Source organism: Leucobacter musarum subsp. musarum (genome assembly GCF_001273845.1).
Lineage (GTDB): Bacteria > Actinomycetota > Actinomycetes > Actinomycetales > Microbacteriaceae > Leucobacter > Leucobacter musarum.
Genome location: NZ_JHBW01000089.1, coordinates 1 through 19,665, shown reverse-complemented (window position 1 = coordinate 19,665; position 19,665 = coordinate 1). Strand labels below are relative to the sequence as shown.

The 19,665-nt window shown below is 68.3% G+C and carries 16 protein-coding genes; 14 read left to right on the top strand and 2 right to left on the bottom strand.

Features of this window, described 5'->3' with window-relative positions; genetic code table 11:
• Positions 1 to 235: 235 nt before the first annotated feature.
• Positions 236 to 2,104, bottom strand: coding sequence for an ABC transporter ATP-binding protein (locus CH42_RS13750; protein ID WP_053353871.1), 1,869 nt, complete (start codon positions 2,102 to 2,104; stop codon positions 236 to 238).
• A 264-nt stretch (positions 2,105 to 2,368) separates the two neighbouring features.
• Here CH42_RS13750 and CH42_RS13745 point away from each other — a divergent pair, with 264 nt between their 5' ends.
• The 12 genes from CH42_RS13745 (at position 2,369) to CH42_RS13690 (ending at position 14,117) form a co-directional block, all read left to right on the top strand.
• Positions 2,369 to 3,793 (top strand): MmgE/PrpD family protein, encoded by a 1,425-nt coding sequence (locus CH42_RS13745; RefSeq protein WP_053353784.1) that lies wholly within the window; start codon positions 2,369 to 2,371, stop codon positions 3,791 to 3,793.
• A 46-nt stretch (positions 3,794 to 3,839) separates the two neighbouring features.
• A complete protein-coding gene (locus CH42_RS13740) occupies positions 3,840 to 4,688 on the top strand; it encodes a phosphosulfolactate synthase (RefSeq protein WP_053353783.1) in 849 nt (282 codons plus the stop codon).
• 195 nt (positions 4,689 to 4,883) lie between these two features.
• Entirely contained in the window at positions 4,884 to 5,903 is a 1,020-nt protein-coding gene (gene mvk, locus CH42_RS13735; RefSeq protein ID WP_053353782.1) for a mevalonate kinase, read from the top strand.
• The gene (mvaD, locus tag CH42_RS13730; RefSeq protein WP_053353781.1) at positions 5,900 to 6,889 is read left to right on the top strand and encodes a diphosphomevalonate decarboxylase; all 990 of its coding nucleotides are present in this window, start codon (positions 5,900 to 5,902) and stop codon (positions 6,887 to 6,889) included. Before mvk ends, mvaD begins: the two co-directional genes overlap by 4 nt.
• Positions 6,886 to 7,980 (top strand): phosphomevalonate kinase, encoded by a 1,095-nt coding sequence (locus CH42_RS13725; RefSeq protein WP_053353780.1) that lies wholly within the window; start codon positions 6,886 to 6,888, stop codon positions 7,978 to 7,980. Before mvaD ends, CH42_RS13725 begins: the two co-directional genes overlap by 4 nt.
• On the top strand, positions 7,970 to 9,163 hold the full coding sequence (fni, locus tag CH42_RS13720) for a type 2 isopentenyl-diphosphate Delta-isomerase (RefSeq protein WP_053353779.1): 1,194 nt from the start codon (positions 7,970 to 7,972) through the stop codon (positions 9,161 to 9,163). Before CH42_RS13725 ends, fni begins: the two co-directional genes overlap by 11 nt.
• Positions 9,164 to 9,221: 58 nt before the next feature.
• Complete coding sequence (locus CH42_RS13715) at positions 9,222 to 10,286, top strand: hydroxymethylglutaryl-CoA reductase (protein ID WP_053353778.1); 1,065 nt, start codon at positions 9,222 to 9,224, stop codon at positions 10,284 to 10,286.
• Complete coding sequence (locus CH42_RS13710; protein WP_053353777.1) at positions 10,283 to 11,443, top strand: hydroxymethylglutaryl-CoA synthase; 1,161 nt, start codon at positions 10,283 to 10,285, stop codon at positions 11,441 to 11,443. Before CH42_RS13715 ends, CH42_RS13710 begins: the two co-directional genes overlap by 4 nt.
• Positions 11,444 to 11,671: 228 nt before the next feature.
• Positions 11,672 to 11,956 carry an SAV_915 family protein gene (locus CH42_RS13705; protein ID WP_053353776.1) on the top strand — a complete coding sequence of 95 codons (285 nt, stop codon included), beginning with the start codon at positions 11,672 to 11,674 and terminating at the stop codon, positions 11,954 to 11,956.
• Positions 11,953 to 12,246: a hypothetical protein gene (locus tag CH42_RS13700; RefSeq protein ID WP_053353775.1), complete on the top strand. Its 294-nt coding sequence runs from the start codon at positions 11,953 to 11,955 to the stop codon at positions 12,244 to 12,246. The genes CH42_RS13705 and CH42_RS13700 overlap by 4 nt, the downstream gene beginning before the upstream one ends.
• Positions 12,246 to 13,355, top strand: coding sequence for a hypothetical protein (locus CH42_RS13695; RefSeq protein ID WP_053353774.1), 1,110 nt, complete (start codon positions 12,246 to 12,248; stop codon positions 13,353 to 13,355). The genes CH42_RS13700 and CH42_RS13695 overlap by 1 nt, the downstream gene beginning before the upstream one ends.
• 3 nt (positions 13,356 to 13,358) lie before the next feature.
• Positions 13,359 to 14,117 (top strand): hypothetical protein, encoded by a 759-nt coding sequence (locus tag CH42_RS13690; protein ID WP_053353773.1) that lies wholly within the window; start codon positions 13,359 to 13,361, stop codon positions 14,115 to 14,117.
• A 38-nt stretch (positions 14,118 to 14,155) separates the two neighbouring features.
• On the opposite strand, the gene CH42_RS13685 is transcribed toward CH42_RS13690, so the two are convergent.
• Positions 14,156 to 14,578, bottom strand: coding sequence for an organic hydroperoxide resistance protein (locus CH42_RS13685; RefSeq protein WP_053353772.1), 423 nt, complete (start codon positions 14,576 to 14,578; stop codon positions 14,156 to 14,158).
• A gap of 318 nt (positions 14,579 to 14,896) precedes the next feature.
• Between CH42_RS13685 and CH42_RS13680 the strand changes: the two genes are divergently transcribed.
• Both CH42_RS13680 and CH42_RS13675 read left to right on the top strand, forming a co-directional pair.
• Positions 14,897 to 18,463, top strand: coding sequence for an SdrD B-like domain-containing protein (locus tag CH42_RS13680; protein WP_053353771.1), 3,567 nt, complete (start codon positions 14,897 to 14,899; stop codon positions 18,461 to 18,463).
• A gap of 302 nt (positions 18,464 to 18,765) precedes the next feature.
• Positions 18,766 to 19,635: a CPBP family intramembrane glutamic endopeptidase gene (locus CH42_RS13675; protein ID WP_053353770.1), complete on the top strand. Its 870-nt coding sequence runs from the start codon at positions 18,766 to 18,768 to the stop codon at positions 19,633 to 19,635.
• Positions 19,636 to 19,665 lie beyond the last annotated feature (30 nt).

Genomic DNA, 19,665 nt, shown 5'->3' with positions numbered 1-19,665 from the left:
ACGAGGCTGCGGCGCAATTGCGGCGGCGGATCACCCACTGCTGCGATCGGGGTAGCTTTCGGTGGGTGTGGTGGGCCATTCCTGCCGCAACACTGGTCCAAAGTTACCCCGATCGCAACGAAGGCGCGGCGGCACGACAGCGGCGGCGGCGCAGGCTCAGCGGCGGCGTAGGCGCAGCGGCAACGCAGCAGCAGCAGCGCAGCAGCAGCCCAGCGGCGGCAGCGCTGCACAGCGCCTACTGCTGCTGGTCGTAGAGCTCGGCGTAGGAGCCGCCGAGGTCGAGCAGTTGCTGGTGGGTGCCGTGCTCGAGGATGCGGCCCGCGCCGACCACGTAAATGCGATCGGCGTCGACAATCGTGGAGAGCCGGTGGGCGATCGCGATTGTGGTGCGGCCGCTGCGCGCGTCTTCGAGTGCGTGCTGCACGATGCGCTCGTTCACGGTGTCGAGCGCGCTCGTCGCCTCGTCGAGCACCAGCACGCGCGGATTCTTGAGCAGCACGCGCGCGATTGCGATGCGCTGCTTCTCACCGCCCGACAGTCGGTAGCCGCGCTCGCCGACGACGGTGTCGTACCCGTCGGCGAAGCTCGCGATCGTGTCGTGGATGTTTGCGAGGCGCGCGGCCGCCTCGATCTCGGCGTCGGTAGCGTCGGGCTTCGCGTAGCGCAGGTTCGCCTGAATGGTGGCGTGGAACAGATACGGCTCTTGCGTCACGACACCGATGCGGTCCATCAACGCTTCTTGGCTGAGCGAGCGCACGTCGTCGTCGCCGTAGCGCACGGTGCCCTCGGAGGCGTCGTAGAGGCGCGGGATGAGCGAGCCGATCGTCGTCTTGCCCGAGCCAGAGGCGCCGACGAACGCGACGAACTCGCCGGGTTCCACGTGGAACGAAACCGCGTCGAGCGTCGGCCGATCTTCGGGGCCCGCGTCGGGGTAGCGGAACGTCACCTCTTCGAACGTGATGCGACCGGCGCGACCGGGCGCATCGGAGGGCTGCTGCGCATCGGGCGCGTCGACGATAGCCGGCGTGAGGTCGAGATACTCGAAGATGCGGGCGAAGAGCGCCTGCGAGGTCTGCAGGTCGAGCGCGATGCGCATGAGGGCGACGAGCGGAAAGAGCAGCCGCGACTGCACCGTCGTGAACGCGACGATGGTGCCGGCGGTGATGCCGGGGTCGAACCCTTCGCCCTGACCGCGCGAGATGAGCCAGCCCGAGATGAGGTAGACGATCGCCGGCACTGCCGAGAGAAACACCTGCACCAGCGCGAAGAACAGCTGACCGCTCATGGTCTGCCGCACCTGCAGGTCGATCTGGTTGCGATTCTCGGCAGCGTAGCGCTCGGTCTCGGCACTCTGCCGTGAGTAGGTCTTCGCCAGCAGTACGCCCGATATCGAGAGCGCTTCTTGAGTGATCGCCGTCATCTCGGAGAGTGATTCTTGTGTGCGGCCGGCGATCTTGGCGCGGATCTGGCCGACGCGCCGCTGGGCGATGACGAGCACGGGCATGATCACGACGGCGATGAGCGTGAGCTGCCAGCTGAGCAGGATCATGGCAACAGCCGCGGCGACAACCGTGACCGTGTTGCCGATGATGTTCGACACCGTATTCGTCAGCACGTTGGCCACGCCGCCGACGTCGTTCTGGAGCCGCGACTGGATGACGCCCGTCTTCGTGCGCGTGAAGAAGCCCAACTCCATGGACTGCAGGTGTGAGAACAGTTTGACGCGCAGGTCGCCCATCACGCGGTTGCCGACGCGCGCGGTGAAGAGGGTCTGCACGATGCCGAGGCCGGAGGAGACGATGAACACGGCGATCATCGCGGCGACGAGCCAGGCGAGGATCGTGAGGTGCGGCCCGCCGCCGTCGAGCGGGAACAGCCCGTCGTCGAAGACGCGCTGCGTCAACAGCGGGGGCAGGATCGCGAGTGCCGCCGACACCAGCACGAGTGCGACGATAACGACGAGCTGACCTCGGTAGGGCCGAAAGAGCTCGGCGATGCGATGCCCGAGCCCATCGACTTTCGGGGCGGCGCGGTTCAGCTTGCGCTGCAGTTCTGCGTCGCCCGCCGATACGCGAGACCCTCGGCCTCCCGGGCCGCCACCCATGCTCATACCTCGGAGAATATCGCGCGCCGCCGACACTCGGTCGATTTGTTCGCGGCGTGCGCTCGCACGGTGACGCGTCAGGTGGTCGCGAGTCGACGCGGCACGCAGCGGAGCGTCGATCAGGCATCCGCAGGTGACGCGCGACGTACGCGCACGATACGCCTGAAAACCGTGAGCATTCCCAGAGAAAGTATCTTGACGTCGAGATACTTCACGAGTCTAATGAAGGTGACCCTCATATTCATCCGATGATTGGAATGGGCGATGACCGAAGTACAGGAACTGGCACGATTCGTCGACGCGGCTGCGATCGATGACCTAAGCGCTGAGGCGCTCGAACAACTCAAGATTCGGGTGCTCGACACCCTGGGCGTGGCCATCGGCGCGCTCGACGCCGAACCCACCGAGGCGATCCGCGGCCTCATCGAAGACCTGGGCGGCACTCCCACGGCGACGCTGATCGGCGGCGGCGCGACGAGCCCCGAGCGCGCGGCCTTCTACAACAGCGCACTCAGCCGCTATCTCGACTTCATGGATTCCTACCTCGCACCCGGCGAGACGAACCACCCCTCCGACAACCTCGGCGCCGTGCTCGCGTCCGCCGAGTCGGCCGACGCAACGGGTGCCGAGTTCCTCACCGCCCTCGGCGTCGCCTACCAGGTGCACGCCCGCCTCTCGGACGAGGCGCCGGTGCGCGCCAAGGGCTTCGACCACACGACGCAGGGCGCGTTCGCCGCCGCGGCCGGTGCCGCGAAGGCGCTCGGCCTCACTCCCGAGCAGATCGCCAACGCGGTCGCCATCGCGGGCACGGCGAACGTGGCCCTCCGCGTCACCCGCACGGGCAACCTCAGCCACTGGAAGGGCCTCGCCTACCCGCACGTCTCACAGAACGGCACCTTTGCCGCTCTGCTCGCCAGCCGCGGCATCACCGGCCCCGAGGCGGTCTTCGAGGGCAACAAGGGCTTCAAGGACTCGGTTTCGGGCCCGTTCGAGCTCGACTGGTCGCGCGAAGATCTCGAGCGCGTGCGGCAGACCATCATCAAGAAGCACAACGCCGAGATCCACTCCCAGTCGGCACTCGATGCGGCGCAAGACATCCGGGCGCAAGACGGCTTCAACCCGCGCGCGATCGAGCGGGTGCGCCTCACCACGTTCGACGTCGCCTACTCGATCATCGGCGGTGGCGAAGAGGGCGACAAGCGTCTGGTCCGCAATAAGGAGGAGGCGGATCACTCGCTGCCGTGGATGGTCGCGGTCGTGCTGCTCGACGGCGCGCTGAACCCGGAGCAGTACGAGCCCGAGCGTATCGTCGCGGCCGACGTACAGGGCCTCATGACCCGCGTCACCATCACTCCGAGTGACGAGTTCTCGGCGCGATTCCCTGCGCACATGCCCGCCGACCTCGAGGTCGAACTCGCCGACGGCACGGTCTTCCGCTCGTCGCAAGACAGCTACCACGGCTTCCACGACAACCCGCTCGACTGGGCCTCGGCTCGGCGCAAGTTCGACGACCTCACGTCGCCGTTCGCCGACCAGGCGCTCCGCGACGAGATCGCCGACATCGTGCACGGTCTCGACACACGCAGCACGCGCGAACTGACCGCCGCGCTCGCACGCGTGCCCCGCACCCGCAGCGCCGCGCAGAGCGCTGACAGGGCAGCCACGGCGTCTGCCGCGCACGCCGCCTGATCCCACACCCCGCATCAACCGCACCACCGCACGAAAGGAGCTCACCATGAGCACCACAGTTCCCCACGACGTCTCCTTCAACTTCGTTCCCCGCGCCTACCGCCCGGCGAAGCCGCGCACGTTCGGCATCACCGAGATCCGCGCCCCGTACTACGACACCTTCGGCACCCGCCACCTGCAGGATGTGTTCGACGTCGCCGGCCAGTGGGTCGACGGCATCAAGTGGGCGGGCGGATCCTTCGCGCTGCTGCCCCAGGAGCAGGTGCGCAAGTTCAGCGAGATCGCCCACGAGCACGGTTCGTACGTGTCGTCGGGCGGCTGGATCGAGACCGTGCTGCGCTACGGCGATGACGCGGTCGACCACTACCTCAAGGAGGCGAAAGAGGTCGGGTTCGACGTTATCGAGATCTCGACCGGCTTCATCATGCTGAACACGTCGGGCCTACTGCGCCTCGTCGACAAGGTCGTGAAGGCCGGCCTGAAGGCGAAGCCAGAGCTCGGCATTCAGATCGGATCGGGCGGCGATTCGAGCGAAGCCGAGCTGGCCGGCGAGAGCAAGAAGGACATCGGCGACCTCATCGACCGCGGGCAGCGCGCGCTCGACGCGGGCGCATCGATCATCATGATCGAGTCCGAGGGCATCACCGAGAACGTGCGCGAGTGGAACACGGGCGCGGCCGCGTCGATCATCAACGGCCTCGGGCTTGAGAACGTGATGTTCGAGGCCGCAGATGGCCCGGTCTTCGAGTGGTACATCAAGAACTACGGCAACGAGGTGAACCTCTTCGTCGACCACAGCCAGGCGCTGCAGCTTGAGGGCCTGCGCCAGAACATCTGGGGCAACAAGAGCACCTGGGGCCGCGTAATCAACCCCGCACCTTCCGCCGACAGCTGATTTCGGGTCGAATTTTCGAAGCGATCGGGAGTTTCCGGGGTGGCGGCCAGAAGTTGGGCCGCCACCCCGGGTCGCATCTTCAGGCGGATCGGCATACCCTAAGAGATCTGACGTAATGAGGGACGGAGAAGTCCGGCCCTCTTCACGTGTGCCCGGCAGCCGTCCACGCTCCGGGAGCCGACCGAACGGATCCGAATGTCCCGAACTCCACACGCGGAATCGCGCGTCGCTGCGGCGACCCCGACTCCGCAGGAGGAAGTGCGCCGCGGGGTCGGCGCCTCGCACGCCAAAGCAATTCTGTTCGGCGAGCACGCCGTCGTCTACGGCGCCCCGGCCATCGCGATCCCGGTCGACAGTCTCACCGCCGAGGCGGTGATCGAGCCTGGCCCTCCGGGGCTCCGGATCATCAGTTCGCTCTACACCGGCACCGTCGAAGATGCGCCCGCGCGGCTCGCTCCCGTTGTCACCGCGATCCGTGCCTCGCTCGAGCGCGCCGGTCTCGCGGGGCTCGCCGCGGGCTCGCCCGACGAACCCACCGGCGTGACCGTGACCATCACCAGCACGATCCCGCACGAGCGCGGCGTCGGCTCGAGTGCCGCTGTCGCCGCGGCGATCGCTCGTGCAGCATTCGATCTCGCGGGCACGGAGCTCGACAGCGAGACGCTGTTCGATCTCATTCAGACCGCCGAACGCGTCGCGCACGGCACCCCGAGTGGCATCGACGCCCGCACGGTCGCCGCCACCGGCGCGATCCGCTTCAATCGCGGCGCGGTCGCCCCGATTCGCGTGGGCGCCCCGCTGATTCTCGCGTTCGCCGATTCCGGCCACCCCGGGTCGACGGCGAAGGCCGTGGGGTCTGTCCGCGAGCTGCGCGAGCGCGAGCCCGAGTCGACCGACGCGCTGCTCTCGCGCCTCGCCGAGATCGCGGAGCAGTCGATCGACACGATTGCCTCCGGAGATCGCGCCGCCATCGGGGCCGCGATGAGCGAGGCGCACGCGATCCTGCACGACGTCGGCGTGAGCTCCGAGCGCCTCGACTCCATCGTCACCGCGGCCCGCTCCATCGGCTCCGCCGGCGCGAAGCTCACCGGTGGCGGTCTCGGCGGCTGCGTCATCGCCGTCGCCGATTCCCTCGATCACGCCGCACAGATCGGCGACGCGATGCGCGCTGCCGGTGCCGAACGCACCTGGACCGTGGAGGTTCCCGCCGCATGACGACCGCAACCGCTCGCGCGTTCCCGAACATCGCCCTGGTGAAGTACTGGGGCAAGCACGATGAAGATCTGATTCTGCCGGTCGCCGGCAGCCTGTCGCTCACGCTCGATGCGTTTCCGACGACCACCACGGTCACGCTCGACGACTCGCTCGACGCCGACGCGTTCACCCTGAACGGCACCGTGCAGACCGGCAATGCGGCCGACCGCGTCACCCGTTTTCTCGCTCGCGTGCGCGAGCTCGCCGGCGTCGAGACGCGCGCAGTCGTCACCTCGACGAACGAGGCACCCACGGGCGCCGGGCTCGCCTCGTCGGCGTCGGGCTTCGCCGCCCTCGCGACCGCCGCGGCCCGCGCCTACGGGCTCGACCTCGACCGCCGCGATCTGAGCCGCCTGGCACGCCGCGGCTCGGGGTCGGCGTCGCGCAGCCTCGTCGAGGGCCTCGCCGTCTGGCACGCGGGCGACGACACGCACTCGTATGCGGAGCCCGTCACCGGCCCCGACATGCGCATGGTGATCGTCACCGTCGACACTGCGCAGAAGGCCGTTTCGAGCCGCGCGGCCATGCGACGCACCGCGCTCACCTCGCCCTTCTTCCCCGCCTGGATCTCGTCGACCGAGGAGTCGCTCGCCGCGATGCTCGAGGCCTGCGCCGCCGCCGATTTCACCCGGGTCGGCCGCATCACCGAGTCGCACGCACTGCGCATGCACGCCGTGATCCAGTCGTGCGACCCGCCCATTCGCTACCTCGCACCGACCAGCGTCGCGATCTTCGACGCGGTCGCCGCGCTGCGCGAGCAGGGCGTCGAGGCGTACGCGACCGCCGACGCCGGCCCGAATGTCGCCGTGATCGTGCGCCCGGAGCAGGCGGAAGCGCTGCGTGACGCACTGGAGGGCTTCGGCTCGGTGCGTCTCGTGGGCCCCGGCGCGGGCGCCGAGATCATCGATGCGCCCGTCGACGGGCCGGTGGCTGGAGCCGACGCGTGATCGTGCAGCGCGCGCCCGGCAAGCTCTACATCGCCGGCGAATACGCGGTGGTCGACCCCGGCCAGCCCGCCGTGATCGTCGCAGTCGACCGCTACATCACGGTGCAGCTCACCGAGGGTTCCGAGGTCGGGCGCGTGCGATCCAGCGCCTACGGCCGCTCGCCGCTCGTCTGGGTGCGCGACGACGCGAGCGACCGCATCGTGCTCGAGCACCAGCCGTACGACTACGTCTTCGCCGCGATCACCGCCGTCGAGCAGCTGCGCTCCGAGCTGGGGCTCGCGCCGCGCTACTACGACCTTGACATTGGCAGCGAGCTCGACGACGTCAGCGGTCGCAAGTTCGGCCTCGGCTCGTCGGCGGCCGTCACCGTCGCCGTCGTCGCCGCGCTCGACGAGTTCTACGGCCTCGACCTCACGCGCACCGAGCGATTCAAGCTCGCGCTGCTCGCCACGATCGAGGTCGCCCCGACGGCCTCGGGCGGCGACCTGGCGGCAAGCACGTTCGGCGGGTGGATCCGCTACGCGTCGCCCGACCGCGGCGCCCTGCGCGTGCACCGCTCCGTGCACGGCGTCGCCGCGACGATCGCAGCCACCGGCGAGTGGGCGGGCAGCGGCGTGCAGCGACTGCCCAACCCCGACGCGCTCCAATTGCTCGTCGGCTGGACCGGGTCGCCCGCATCGACCGAGCGCCTCGTCGAGCAGGTGCGCACCACCGACGCCCGCAAGAAGCTGCAGCCCTACCCCGCGTTCATCGACGACAGTCGTGCCTGCGTCGACGCGCTCGTCACCGCCTTCGAGCATCAGGGCACCGGTGCCCCCGAGGTCATCGGCCGTGCACGTCGCGTACTCCAGCGTCTCAGTGCCTCGTCGGGCATCACCATCGAGACTCCGCAGCTGCAGGCACTGTGCGACATTTCCGAGCGGTATGGCGCCTCCGCCAAGCCGTCGGGTGCCGGCGGAGGCGACTGCGGTATCGTGCTCGCAGGGGCGGATCTCGCGACCGACCCGATCTTGCGCGAGTGGGAGGCGAACGACATTCGTCGCCTGAGCCTCGCGCCGCACCCCGCGTCAGGAGGCGTCAGTGACTTCTAACGACGCCTCGACCGCGGCGACTGCCCCGTCGGAGCCCTCCGTAACCTCCGCGGCACCCGTCTTCGCCAGCGACAGCGCCCGCGCCGCCCGCAAAGACGAGCACGTCGACCTCGCCCTCGACCAGCGCCGCGACGCCTCGGGCCACAACGAGTTCGACGACCTCGACTTTGTGCACCAGGCACTCGACGGTGTCGACACCGACCGCGTCGATCTCGGCGTCAGCATCGCCTACGCCGCGGGCGCGCAGTACGCCGCCGGGGAGTGGCACTGGGAGACCCCTTTCTACGTCAACGGCATGACCGGCGGCACTGAGCGAACCACCCGCATCAACCGGGAGCTCGCCATCGCGGCGCGCGAGACGGGGCTGCCCATGGCCTGCGGGTCGGTCTCGGTGGCGCTCGATGATCCGGCTGCCGCCCGCGGATTCGCGGTGATCCGCGAAGAGAACCCCGACGGGTTCGTGATGGCGAATGTCGGCGTCGGTCGACCCGCCTCAGATGCCCCGCGCGCCGTCGAACTGCTCGGCGCGAACGCGCTGCAGGTGCACGTCAACGCGGTGCAAGAGACGGCGATGCCCGAGGGATCGCGCGACTTCTCGTCGTGGCTCACCTCGGTCGAGCAACTCGCCGCAGCCTCGCCGGTGCCCGTCATCGTCAAGGAGGTCGGGTTCGGTCTCAGCCGTTCGGCGCTGCGACACCTGTCGGAGATCGGGGTCGGGATCGCCGACGTCGGCGGCCGCGGCGGCACCGACTTCTTGAAGATCGAGAATGCGCGCCGCTCGGCCGGAGAGTACGCGATGCTCGCCGGGTTCGGGCAGTCGGCGCTCGCCAGCCTGCTCGATGCTCCGCGTTCCGCCCCCACGCTGCTCGCGTCGGGCGGCGTGCGTTCGCCGTTCGACGTGGTGAAGGCTCTCGCGGCCGGTGCCCAGGCGGTCGGCGTTGCCGGCGCGTTCCTCGCAGCGATCGGCCACGACGGCGAGCCGGGCGGCGCCGCGCGCCTCATCGCCCTCATCACCGACTGGCAGGCGCGCACCCGCGCCGTCTACGCGCTGCTCGGAGCGGTCACGCGCGACGAACTGCTGCACACCGACCTCATTTTGCGCGGACGCCTCCGGGAATTCTGCGCCGACCGCGGCGTTGATCTGAGCGGGCTCGCGCAGCGCTCAGAGGCGCACCGCGCATGACACGTTCCCGCTGGTTCGGCCTCGCGCCGACCGTTACCCCACTCTCACGAAGGAAGCCATGAGCGCCGCATCGTCCGCACGGGAAACCGTCACCGAGATCCCCACCAGCTGGGTGGGCCCGATCCGCATCACCGGTTCCGCCGTCTCCGGCGAGATCTCCGTGCCCCTCGCGACCTACGAGACCCCGCTGTGGCCGTCGGTCGGCCGCGGTGCCCGCGTCTCGCGCGCCATCGAGGGCGGCATCCGCACCATCGTCACGGGTGAGCGTATGACCCGTTCGGTGCAGTTCACCGCAGCGGGCGCGGTCGACGCGCAGATCGCGGCACAGGCGATCGAGGATCGCCTCGACGAACTGCGCGAGGTCGTCTCCGAGGGCAGCCGCCACGCCAAGCTGCTCGAGGCGCACTCCGAGATCGTGGGCAACCTGCTCTTCGTGCGGTTCGCATTCACTACCGGCGACGCGTCGGGACACAACATGGTGACGAACGCCGCCGACGCGCTCATGGCGCGCATTCTCTCGTGGGGCCTCCCCATCGAGTACGGGTCGATCTCGGGCAACTACTGCTCCGACAAGAAGGCCACGGCGGTCAACGGGGTGCTGGGCCGCGGGCGCAGCGTCGTCGCGGAGATTCTGATCCCGCACGAGCTCGTGCGCAAGATGCTGCGCAGCGATGCCCAGCGCATCACCGACCTCGTCGTGCGCAAGAACTTCGTCGGCAGCACGATCGCCGGGGCGATCCGCTCCGCGAACGCGCACTACGCCAACATGCTGCTCGGCTTCTATCTGGCGACGGGCCAGGACGCCGCGAACATCGTCGAGGGATCGCAGGGCATCACCTACGCCGAGAACCGCGAAGACGGCCTGTACTTCTCGTGCACCGTGCCGCACCTCATCGTCGGCACCGTCGGCAACGGCAAGCACCTGCCCCACATTGAAGAGGCGCTCGAGCGCATCGGCTGCCGCGAAGAGCGCGAGCCGGGTGAGAACGCCCGCCGCCTCGCCGAACTCATCGCGGCGACCGTGCTCTGCGGCGAGCTGTCGCTCATCGCTGCGCAGACCAACCCGGGCGAACTCATGGCCGCGCATCTGCGCATCGAGCGGAAGGGGAAGCCCAGCGCATGACCTCCATCGGAATCCACGACCTCGAACTGGCGACCGCGCACCACGTGCTCGACCTCGGCGTGCTCGCCGAGTACGCCGGCGTCGACCCGGCGAAGTACCGCATCGGGCTCGGGCAAGACGAGTTCAGCGTGCCCGCCGCCGATGAAGACATCGTGACCATGGGCGCGACCGCCGCGCAAGCTGTGCTCGAACGCACTGGCATCGAGGGCGTGCGCACGCTGCTCTTCGCGACCGAGTCGGGCATCGACCACTCGAAGGCCGCCGGCGTCTACGTGCACCAGCTGCTCGGGCTGCCCCCGCAGGTGCGCGTCGCCGAGATCAAGCAGGCTTGCTACGGCGGCACCGCCGCGATTCAGGCCGCCGTCGGCATCGTGCTGCGCAACCCCGGCGAGCGCGTGCTCGTCATCGCGAGCGACGTGGCGCGCTACGCGCTCGACTCCCCTGGCGAGCCCACGCAGGGTGCCGGCGCCATCGCGATGATCATCGGCGCCGACCCCGCGCTCCTCGAAATAGAACCCGCTTCGGGCCTCTTCACCGACGATGTCGACGACTTCTGGCGACCCAACGACTCGTCGACCGCGATCGTCGACGGCGCCCTCTCAATCAAGGCGTACCTCGACGCGATGGCCGGCGCGTGGGACGACCTCGCCGCCCACGGCGGCCCCGCGATCACCGAAATCGACCGCCTCGTCTACCACCAGCCGTACACGAAGATGGCGCGCAAGGCGCAGGCGCGACTCAGCACCCATCTCTCAGCCGAGCTGGGCGAGGGCGGTCTGGGTGACTCGGGTCTCGCCGAGGGCGCGATTTACAACCGCCGGATCGGCAACGCGTACACCGCCTCGGTCTACGCAGGCCTCGCCGCGATTCTCGACCACGAGCAGGGCCTGCCGGGCAAGCGCATCGGCCTGTTCAGCTACGGCTCGGGCAGCGTCAGCGAGTTCTTGACCGGCGTCGTGCAGGCGGGAGCCGCCGAGCGATCCGACCACTTCACCTCGGTGCTCGACGCGCGCGTGCCGCTCACCGTCGCCGAGTACCGCGAGCTGCACGCGACTGTGCTGCCGAGCAACGTCGACGTCGAGACAGCGCGCGTGACCCAGGCACCGTTCCGCTTCGCGGGAATTAAGGGCGGCGCACGCCGCTACGAGCGCCGGTAGGCGGGGGGCGCCCCGGGCCCGCGGTACCGAGCGCCTCTGAAGTCGCCGAGCCCCTGCCATGTGCGCGCGCACTTGGGAGGGCCTCGGCGACTTCAGTGCCTTTCGGCGCCGCCGACTTGGGGACGCGGCGTCTCGGCGGCGGGCGCGTCGGCGCGCAGGCGGCGGGCGGTTCAGTTCCGTGCAGTACAGTGACGATGACCCTACTCGAAATCTCGGAGGAGTACCGCGTTGAGTCCCCGCACGATCGTGCCGCCCGTTCTCTACTTCCCGGTCGTTCCGGGCGCCGACCCCGCGCAACAGCAGTTCGTGGTGCGACGCCTCACCGACGGCCGAGACGGTCTGCTCGCGTACACGGCCCTCGATCGACTCGCGACGAATTGCGGCGACGACCAACCGTGGGTGCTGCTGCCGATCGAACAGCTCGAACGGATCAAGCAGGCCCAGCCCTTCGACGTGGTCGCGTTCGACCTCGTCGTGCCACCCGATCAGCGGCGCGGAAAGCGCATCGCATGACCGAGATCTCCATTGACCGCGTCAATATGGAGCGTCGCCTCAACGAGGTGATTGACCGCGTCGACACCGCGGATGCTGCCATTGGCCGGCTGCCTGATGCGCCCGATGGCGGCATCGCCTCGACGTTCATCGCGTTCATCACCTCGGCGGGCGTCGAAGCCGCGGGCCTCACCGCCGACACCGCGCGGGCGCTCAGCGTCATCGCCATCGACGTGATCGACGACATGGACAATACCGATGTGGAGATCGCTGATGAGCTGCGCGATCTCGAAGCGGAACTCACCGACTGATGAGCATCGATCTCGCCATTCCCGGAGACCCCGCGGCCATCCATACGCTCGCGGAGCGGCTCGATGCGATGAAAGACGGGCTCGTCGACCTCGACCTTGAGTTGGCCTACATCGCGAGCGACGCGCAGATGTACATGGTCGGTCAGGCCGGCAACGCGTTTCAGCGCACGACGACCGCGGTGCGGAACCACAGCAACTCAGTGCCGAGCTACCTCGGCGATGCCGCCGACGTGTTCCACGCCTACGCGACACGTCTTGAGCGCGGGGTGCGCGATTTCGACGGGTATCTCGAGCAGTGCCGGGAGCGCGATCTCGTGGTCTACGGCAAGAAGGTGCTGCAGCCGACGTCTTCGGCTCAGGTGTGTTCGGTGCCCGGTGAGGATCCGGAGTGGGACGCGCACATGTCTCGGGTGCGCACCTACAACGACCTCGCAGAACGCGTCGGTACGTGGTGGGGCGATCTCGAAGCGTGGATCGCCGAGCACATGGCACCGCTCATCGCCGACGTCGAGGGGTTCGCGTCGCTCGGCGCGACGTTCGACGAACTCGAATTCGGCAACTCCGACCTCGTCTCGACGGCGCTTACTGCTGCCGACGAGCGCGTTCGCCGTGATCTGGCCGACTACCGCGGCGTCGCACAGCAGATGCAGCAGGATGCCGACGATTTCACTCGGGGCCTGCGATCGGGTCACCCGGGGGTGAAGGCCGCGGCCGAAGCGGCCAACCCGCGCGCCATCAGGGAGGGCGTCGCCGATCTGCTCGACGATATCCACGGCGTCTCGCGCGTCAGCAAGCTCATTCCTATCGCAGGCAATGTCATCGAAATCATCTCGGTGGCCGACGATATCGCGAGCGGTGAATCCGGTTCATCGGCCATCGTGGAAGCCGGGGCCGGTATCGGCGGGGGCGCCGCGGTCGGCGCCGGTATCGCTGCGGCCGGCGGCCCGGTCGGTTGGGTAATCGGTGGCGTCGTCGTGGGCGGCATCGCGATCGGCAGCGCTGCGAAGTGGGGGTGGGAATCGTGGGTACCACTCGATGTGCGCGAGTCCATCGACGGATGGCTCTATGACGGAACCACGGCCTGGCAGGGCCCGCAGCTGGCGAGGTAAGGCGTGACCCGATCCCGACTCTACGCACCCCAGGTGCCGACGCACCGCCGCTCGGTGCTGCCGAACGGCCGCGAGCCCTCGCCGATCATCTGGGCGCTGTACCTGTTGCCCGCGGTCCCGGCACTCGTGGCGCTCGCCGATGACCGCTCAGGTTTCCGGCTCTTCATGGCGTCGCTCGCGCTGGCCGCTCTGGTGCTCGTGACGGCGCTGTTGATCTGGACGCGTGCCCTCTCCACGGGCGTCGTGCGGGTCGCTGACACCGGATCGTTGCGTTTCGTGCCGCCGCTATCGATTCCGCTGGCCTTCGCCGCTGTCTCCATCGCGTTCATGATCCCTGGGGCGACGCTGCTGCTCGTCACGGCGCTCGGACTTCCGAATCAGATCGGCAGCACCCGGCTGACTCAGGTGTTGCCATACGCGCTGATCGTGCTCGGGGCGGTCTCACTGCTGCGCCAACTCTGGGGCCTGCGCACGCCGCTCGGACTGCAGCTCGATGCGGCGGGAATTCGCGGTGTGCGCGGCGCGCGGCGCTTCGATCTGCCGTGGGATGCGATCGAGAGCGCCGGCGCGTTCGGCCCCCACGGCCCGAAACTCACGATCGTGAACCGCGATGGCGGCCCGATCATCATCGACACCCACCACATCGGCAGCGACCCGGCGATCGTGGCGGAGGCGATCCGTTGGTACGCTGCGCACCCCGAGGCGCGCGACGAACTCGCGACCGGGGCCGCAGCGCTGCGCGCCATCGATACCGCACGATAGCGACGCCGACGGCGCGCAGCGCGACCGGTGGTCGGCGCTCAGTCGTCGGAGGCGGTGATCTTCACGTCGATGTTGCCGCGGGTCGCGTTCGAGTACGGGCACACCTGGTGGGCTGCGTCGGCGAGCTGCTGGGCCTGGTCATGATCGAGCGTGGGCAGGATCACCTCGAGTTCGACCGACAACTCGAATCCGCCGTCGACGCCGCCGCTGAGGTGCACGCGCGATCCGACGCTCGAATCGGCGATGTCGATCTTCTGCGCCCGCGCGACCGCCTGCAGGGCACCGTGGAAGCAAGTTGCGTAGCCGGCAGCGAACAGCGCTTCGGGGTTGGGGGCGCCACCCGGGCCACCCATCGATTCGGGTACGCGCACGTCGGTGTCGACGAAGCCGTCGACGGTCTTGACGTGGCCGTTGCGTCCGTCGCCGGTGGCGAGGGCTTCTGCGGTGTAGACGATGCTCATGGGATCCCCTTTCGCGGGCGTCGCCCGGTGCGCGCCCACGGCGCAGCGTACGCCCGCAGCCTGAGCGGCGCGCCGGTGCGGGCTGCACCTCCGCTGAGCGCGAAACCGCCGCGCGGTGGCCCCGCATTGGGGGTCACTCCGCCGATAGATTTGCATGCACATTTATTCAGAAACTAAACTAGTTTGCGGATTCGTGGACATCATCCACGTTCGGAGGCGCTGAATGAGCAGCGTCGGCACTGGGGGGTGCGCGGTATTTTCGCGTGCCCTCTTTTTTCATGCCTGGGGAGGGCGAAAATGACAGAAAGAGTCGCGAGAATGGGTCGCGCACGAACACTGGTGCAAGTGTTGACGGGCCTGCTCGTCGCACTGCTGGCGCTCGGAGGCCTCAGCGCCCCGGCCTTTGCCGCCGGGGGCAAAGTGACGATCCTTCCGGTCGACGGAAGCGGTAACTTCAACGGCACGCCGGTGCTGGTCGAGGGGCAGAGTTACCCCTTCCAGATCGGCTACGGCAGCATGGACGACGGCGCCGTGGTTGCCGTGCAGCTGCCCAAAGGCGTGACGATCCCGCAGGGCGCGCTCACGGTCCCCGCGGGCAACACTGCCGTGCGGTCGCTCGAGGTGAACGGGCAGGGCGAGCTCGTCATCACGTTCGCCGATCCGTTCCCCGGCGACGTCAGCCAGGGCTATCTCGATCTGCAGCTCACTTTCACCGAAATCGAGACGTCGGGTTCGCGCGACCTCGTCTGGTCGGCGGGCGGCGAATCGACGACCCAGCGCGTCATCGTGACGAAGCCCGGCGAGCAACCTCAGGCCACCGGCACGGGGTCGAACAAGTCGACGTCGCGCGGTTCACTGCCCCACTCGATCGTCGACGGCCGCGTCGTTATCGACGAGAGTGTGATTGGCACCGAGATTCCCTATACTGTGACCGTTTCGAGCACCGATGCACGCAGCGTCGCCCTTACCGACACGCTGGGAACCGGGCTCACCTACGTCGCGAACTCGCTGACCGGCTCGAAGGTCGTGCGCGACACCGATGGCCTGCACCCGCAGACCACACCCGTGACCTCGCTTCCCGCGATCTCGGGCGCCTCGTTCACCGCGACGTTCGATGCCGAGGCGAACTCGGTCTACACCTTCCAGTACCGCGCGACCATCACCGACATCGCCGCACTCGATGCGATCCGCGAGGAGCTGCAGGCGAAGTACGACGCCGTCAACCCGGTGAACGGCGGCGGCTACTCCGTGTCGCTGACGAACACCGTCGACGTGAACGGTCAGCAGCACTCGGCCACGACCAAGTTCTCGGGCAGCCGCGCCGGCCTCACCAAGCCGGGCACCGGCACCGCGTTCTCGAAGCGCGTCGACACGACCACTCAGCAGCTCGGCACGACGCAGGGGGCAGGCACGGAGATCGCCGGCGGCATCGACGTGACGTACACGCTCGGCGCTGACCTCACGGTCTTCCAGAACGTCTCGGACCCGACCTTCGAGCTCACCCGCAACGTAGTCGTGCGTGACCCGCTGCCTGCTCAGGCGGCCTGGAACCTCAATGACGCGAACTTCCTCACCGTCGTTGACCAGAACGGCGATGCCGTCGCAGTCACGCGCGCGACCGACGTCACCGGCAACCTCGAGGTCGAGATGGCCGCCGACGCGTACGTGCATCAGTACTTCATCGACGGCAACACCCTGTATCTGAACCTCGGCAAGGATACTTCGAAGAAGTACACGGTCATGGCGAACGCGACCATTACCGATCTGCCCGGTTCGAGCAGCTCGCAGAACCAGTACGAATCGCAGTACCGTGTGCAGAACAACGCCTACTTCATCTTCGGCACCGACTCCTCGTGGAAGAAATACGAGGGCAAGGATGCAACGACGACCATCACCGTGCCGAAGGATACGACTGGCGGCGTCGATGATTCCAGCAAGTTCAGTAAGCGCGTGCAGAATGCAACCACCTCGGTGACCCCGGGCGGCGTCGCGCAGATCCCGTTCACGTTCTCCGTGGGCAATAACGTCGGCGATGCCGCGCACTCGCGCATCATCGATCCGATCGACCACGACGTGTTCGACGTCACGGCTGAAACGCTCGACCAGATCCGCGCGTCGATCACCGGCCGCTACGACTCGAACTACCCGCTCGACGGCAGCACATTCGATCTCACGATCGACGAGGCCGGCAACCTCATCATCACTCCGAACGCCGCGTTCCCACAGAACGCGGCGTGGGGCGGCGCCGAGGGCCCGTTCACGAAGGCCTGGAACATCGAGGTGACGCTGCCGACGCACGCCCTTAACGGCAAGCAGACGCTCGACATCACGAACAACGCACGCTACGAGGGCGCGTCATCCGAGATCGTCTACACCTCGCACACGACCGCCGAGGCCACCAGCTTCGGCAACGAGATGGAGGTGCGCAAGCGCGTCTACGATGCCGCCACCGACAGCTACACGACGAACCTGCGCGTCGACACCGACGCCGAGGGCAACCTCCTCACGAGCGACTTCGTCTACCGCGTCGAGCTGATGCCGCACGGCAGCTTCACGACGATGATCGAAGACGTCGTCGACGTGCTGCCCGAGGGCGTCGAGTTCGTCGGGTTCGTCGCCCCGGGTGACGTGGCAAACGGGACCGTTGCGGCGAACGACACCTACCGCATCCCCGACTCGAACATCACGGCGACCTACAACGCCGAGAACGACTCGGTCACCCTGCAGAAGGGCAAGCTGACCAGCGGGCAGACCGTGAGCCTGTACTTCAAGGTGCACGTGACCGACTTCGCGGCGAACGTGGGCATCACGAACGTCATCGGATCCACCAGCGCGACGATCACCCCGTCTGATGGGTACCCGCTCGACCTCGTCAAGCGTGACAGCACCGACGCCGAGGCCGTGGTCTCCGACCCCGACGCACGGTTCTCGGTGCTCGCCGCAGACGAGACGACCGTCGTGCTGAGCGAGCTGCACCTCGTCGATGGCCGCATCGTCGCCGCAGACGGCACTTCGCCGCTGGTGAAGCAGCCCGGCACGTATTGGCTGCGCGAAGACGTCGCGCCCGCCGGCTACGTACTGAGTGACGAGCTGCGCCGGATCACCGTGGGTACCGACGGCTCATCCGAACAGGTGGCGCTCCCCAACACTCCGGAGCCCGTCATCGAGCCCGAGCGCAGCTACGCCATCGGCGATGTCGTCTGGATCGACGCGAACCGCAATGGGCAGCAGGACGGCGACGAGCAGGTGCTGCCCGGCGTGACCGTCGAGCTGATCCGCGACGGCGAAGTCATTGCGACAACCACCACCGATGCCCGCGGTCGGTACCTGTTCGACGAGTTGCCCGCGGGCGAGTACCAGGTGCAGTTCACGCTGACCCCGGAGCAGGCGAAGATCTACTCGTTCACCCGTCAGGATGCCGGGGATGACGACGCGATCGATTCGGATGCCGATCCGCTCACCGGCCGCACCGGCACCATCGTGCTCGGCCCCGACAACACGCGTCTCACCCACGAGTACGAGTGGGCCGACGTGCGTGCCACCGAGGGCATCGATCCCACCTGGGATGCCGGTGTCGTCGTGAACCCGACCACCAACGAGGGCGACTCGGGTACCGGGGCCACCGCCGACAGCGATACGTCAGGCGACGCGAACGGCGCTGATGCTGGATCTGACGCGAGCGCGGACGCGAATGCCTCGGGTGCGGAAGCAACCTCAGCTGCCGACCCTGCTGCGGGCCCGGGTGATCCGGCGCACCCCGGTACCCCGGGCGTGAACGATCTCGCTCGCACGGGCGCTGGCGCGCTCACCGGCTGGATCGCCGGAGCCCTCGCGCTGCTCGTCGCGGGCGGTGCGCTGCTGCTGCGCCGTCGCCGCGTCACGTAAGCGCGGAGCAGGAGCCCACGGGGGCGCGGGCGGGCTTCGGCTCGCCCGCGCCCCCATGCCGTATACCGCCGGGGAGCACAGTGCGCCCCCGCGGAACGTCGTCCGAGGGGGCGCGGGTCGAGGCGACGATGAGGAGTGCAGGGGGTGCACGTGGGGGCACGTCGGCCTCGACACGTGCCATTCTCGGCCAGCGCCCGGTGCCTGAGGAAGCACGCATTTGCGATTGTCCCCTGGGCAGGGGACAGCTGGGGTGCCGCGCACGATATCGTTGGCCGCAGGATCCTGGAGACTGGAGTCGCCGCATGCACGAGGCCGAGCACGCCCTCACCGCAGCCCCCTCGGCCTGGCGCCGCTTCTGGGAGCGGGGCGACTGGTGGCGCGCGATCGTGCTGGCCGCTGCTTACTACGCGGTCTACCAACTGCTGTCGCTCGTCGTCGTGCAGATCTTCCCCGCAGGCGGCGCAGTACGCGGCGCAGCCGGCAGCCCCGCGGATGTGCTCATCGACACTGCACTGCCGATCGTGCTCGGCTCGATCGTGCTCGTGGCATTCGCCGGTTCGCTCGGGTGGCTGCGCGAGCTCTTCGGGCCGCAGCCGGTTCGCGGACGCGGATGGATGTGGATCGGCATCGGCGTCGTGCTGGCGATCAACGCGAGCGCGTTCGGCGCACTCGACTACTCGTCAGCGGGCGGGGTGCTCATCGCGACCTGGTTACTCACCGGCCTGTGCATCGGATTCGCCGAAGAGGTACTGACACGAGGGTTGGTGGTGAACCTCATGCGGAAGGCCGGTCACGGCGAGATCGCGGTGGCACTCGTCTCCGCCGCAGTCTTCGGCGCATTGCACGCAGGCAATTTCTTCACGACCGACCAGGGTCTCGCGACGACCGCGCTGCAGGTGCTCTATACCTTCTGCTTCGGCATTATCATGTACCTCGCACTGCGACTCACCGGTCGGCTGATCTGGCCCATCTTGTTGCACGCCTCGACTGACCCGACGCTCTTCCTCTTCGGCGCGCACCCCGCGCACGGCAATCCTCTGGCCATCGTGGCATCGCTGAGCACCTATCTCGTCATCGCGACCGGGCTCATCTTGCTCATCGTCTTCATCGTGAGCGAGCGGCGGCGCGCCAAGCAGCCGCCTCGATTCGATCTTCCGACCTCCGCGCGCTAACCTGGAGGAGTGCCGCGGGGTGGAGCAGTT

Excerpts from the sequence above, each read along its gene's own strand:
- CH42_RS13750 (WP_053353871.1), bottom strand. The coding sequence starts at position 2,104 with ATGGGTGGCGGCCCGGGAGGCCGAGGGTCTCGCGTATCGGCGGGCGAC.
- CH42_RS13745 (WP_053353784.1), top strand. The coding sequence starts at position 2,369 with ATGACCGAAGTACAGGAACTGGCACGATTCGTCGACGCGGCTGCGATC.
- CH42_RS13740 (WP_053353783.1), top strand. The coding sequence starts at position 3,840 with ATGAGCACCACAGTTCCCCACGACGTCTCCTTCAACTTCGTTCCCCGC.
- mvk (WP_053353782.1), top strand. The coding sequence starts at position 4,884 with ATGTCCCGAACTCCACACGCGGAATCGCGCGTCGCTGCGGCGACCCCG.
- mvaD (WP_053353781.1), top strand. The coding sequence starts at position 5,900 with ATGACGACCGCAACCGCTCGCGCGTTCCCGAACATCGCCCTGGTGAAG.
- CH42_RS13715 (WP_053353778.1), top strand. The coding sequence starts at position 9,222 with ATGAGCGCCGCATCGTCCGCACGGGAAACCGTCACCGAGATCCCCACC.
- CH42_RS13710 (WP_053353777.1), top strand. The coding sequence starts at position 10,283 with ATGACCTCCATCGGAATCCACGACCTCGAACTGGCGACCGCGCACCAC.
- CH42_RS13700 (WP_053353775.1), top strand. The coding sequence starts at position 11,953 with ATGACCGAGATCTCCATTGACCGCGTCAATATGGAGCGTCGCCTCAAC.
- CH42_RS13695 (WP_053353774.1), top strand. The coding sequence starts at position 12,246 with ATGAGCATCGATCTCGCCATTCCCGGAGACCCCGCGGCCATCCATACG.
- CH42_RS13685 (WP_053353772.1), bottom strand. The coding sequence starts at position 14,578 with ATGAGCATCGTCTACACCGCAGAAGCCCTCGCCACCGGCGACGGACGC.
- CH42_RS13680 (WP_053353771.1), top strand. The coding sequence starts at position 14,897 with ATGGGTCGCGCACGAACACTGGTGCAAGTGTTGACGGGCCTGCTCGTC.
- CH42_RS13675 (WP_053353770.1), top strand. The coding sequence starts at position 18,766 with ATGCACGAGGCCGAGCACGCCCTCACCGCAGCCCCCTCGGCCTGGCGC.